This window comes from Microcystis sp. M20BS1 (genome assembly GCF_020245305.1).
GTDB lineage: Bacteria > Cyanobacteriota > Cyanobacteriia > Cyanobacteriales > Microcystaceae > Microcystis > Microcystis ichthyoblabe_A.
Window position 1 is genome coordinate 1 of sequence record NZ_JADBUZ010000196.1, and the last position, 2,508, is coordinate 2,508.

Genomic DNA, 2,508 nt, shown 5'->3' on the forward strand with positions numbered 1-2,508 from the left:
AATTCTTCGCTCTCATCAATTTCGATCACCCGCTTGTAGGATAGAGGGTTATCGGGATTGAGAGGATCGCCTAAGTCTTTTTCCAGTGCTTCAGCAGTCCAGTATTGCTTAAGCTTTTTCATAGTGCCTCTAGGACAGATATAATGTGTTTTTCGTCAATGCCTTCGGTTAGAAGACCCGACCATTCACAAAAATTAATGACCATTCTAGACTTTTGGCTGTAGGATGGCAACAATTACGCAATGTGCAACTAAAAACGACAGAATCAGGGTTCCAGAGGATACTTTATCTCTGCCGATTTCTGAAAGCCTTGGCAATCAAGACTAAAAATACAGTGGCACAGGGTGTAAATTATGTAATTTTAAGAAGGACTAAATTATGCCCCTAGTTACCGGAAATGGCTTGAATAACATCATTACTCCATCTTCGGCATCAGCTGGAGTCACTGGATGGTATTTTGGACTCTGGGGGGATGATACCATTTATGGCTATAATGGCAACGATACCATCAATGGTGGCGATGGCAACGACAAATTATTTGGCGGCACTGGTGATGACTTTATAGACGGTGGATTTGGTTTTGATACCATTGATGGGGGTCTGGGAAATGACACGACATCCTATGCTTTCTATTGGGGACCGATCAATGCTAATTTAGCAACAGGTGTAGTGAGTTTCCCTGGTAATTCTGTCTTTACAGATAGATTGATCAGTATTGAAAATCTAATTGGCACTGCTGGCAATGACACCATCATCGGGAACACTGCGAATAATTCCCTCTTCGGTGAAGCTGGCAACGACACCATCAATGGTGGCGATGGCAACGACAAATTATTTGGCGGCACTGGTGATGACTTTATAGACGGCGGATTTGGTTTTGATACCATTGATGGGGGTCTGGGAAATGACACGACATCCTATGCTTTCTATTGGGGACAGATCAATGCTAATTTATCAACGGGTGTAGTGAGTTTCCCCGGTGATTCTGTCTTTACAGATACATTGGTCAGCATCGAAAATCTAATTGGCACTGCTGGCAATGACACAATCATCGGGAACACTGCGAATAATTCCCTCAATGGTGGTGCTGGCAACGATAGCATCAATGGTGGCGATGGCAACGACAAATTATTTGGCGGCACTGGTGATGACTTGATAGACGGTGGATTTGGTTTTGATACCATTGATGGAGGTCTGGGAAATGACACGACATCCTATGCTTTCTATTCGGGACCGATCAATGCTAATTTAGCAACGGGTTTAGTGAGTTTCCCTGGTAATTCTGTCTTTACAGACAGATTGATCAGTATTGAAAATCTAATTGGCACTGCTGGCAATGACACAATCATCGGGAACACTGCGGATAATTCCCTCTTCGGTGAAGCTGGCAACGATACCATCAATGGTGGCGATGGTAACGACAAATTATTTGGCGGCGCTGGTAATGACTGGATAGACGGTGGATTTGGTTTTGATACCATTGATGGGGGTCTGGGAAATGACACGACATCCTATGCTTTCTATTGGGGACCGATCAATGCTAATTTATCAACGGGTGTAGTGAGTTTCCCCGGTAATTCTGTCTTTACAGATACATTGGTCAGCATCGAAAATCTAATTGGCACTGCTGGCAATGACACCATCACTGGGAACACTGCGGATAATTCCCTCTTCGGTGAAGCTGGTAACGACACCATCAATGGTGGCCTGGGTCTGGATACTCTTACTGGTGGTGCTGGAAACGATTTCTTCAGGCTCGACAACGTAGCGAACCGTGATCTGATCACCGACTTCTCTGTACCCGCTGACACGATCATTCTGGCGAACAGTCTTGACAGCACTTTGACCGATGCCATTAATCCGGGGATCAAGGGTCTGCTCTTTAATAGTGGTAACGTGGACGGAAGTGTCCTTGACGCTGCCCAGTTCTTCCAGGGAGCTGGGTTGACTGGGGGAGCATTGGGAGACTCCTCCGGCATCTACGTCAACACTAGCAACGGCGACATCTGGTATAACGATTCCGACGTCGTCGATAGTTACCTAATTGCCAATGTTGGGGCTGTTGCCGCAGCTGGCATGACTAATGCTGACTTCGTTTACGGGGTGTAAGTCTTAGCTAGGCATCACAGGAAAACTATGCCATGTCCCCCGCTAACGGCGGGGTTTTTTTGTCGGCCCCCCATCATTCAGTCACTAAAAATCCCAACTTTAACAGCGATATTAATCCTTTCAAAAACAGCATTATTTTTGAGTATGTATTAACCAGGTAACGAATCCTCATCAAGAATTTTCTCAATTGTCCAAGGACAATCCACTGGTAAAGTTAATCCACTTTTGCGGCTCGCTTTTCCCAGAGCTTTTTGATAACTGAACTTCCCCCATACATATATACTATAATAGCCGAAAACCCTTATCCATCAATGGATACGCCCCTTAACTTTTCTTAATGTACCCATGTAATTTGTAACATTTCTTAATGGACAAGAATTCTCTCTATTTGCTAGAATG

2 protein-coding genes are annotated in these 2,508 nt (G+C 44.6%); one reads left to right on the forward strand and one right to left on the reverse strand.

Annotated elements, in window-relative coordinates; translation table 11 throughout:
- Positions 1-378 precede the first annotated feature (378 nt).
- Entirely contained in the window at positions 379-2,109 is a 1,731-nt protein-coding gene (locus IM507_RS19200; protein WP_287637543.1) for a calcium-binding protein, read from the forward strand.
- Between the two features lie 149 nt (positions 2,110-2,258).
- Here IM507_RS19200 and IM507_RS19205 read toward each other — a convergent pair whose 3' ends face one another.
- A complete protein-coding gene (locus IM507_RS19205; RefSeq protein ID WP_353847178.1) occupies positions 2,259-2,414 on the reverse strand; it encodes a DUF29 family protein in 156 nt (51 codons plus the stop codon).
- Between the last annotated feature and the right edge of the window lie 94 nt (positions 2,415-2,508).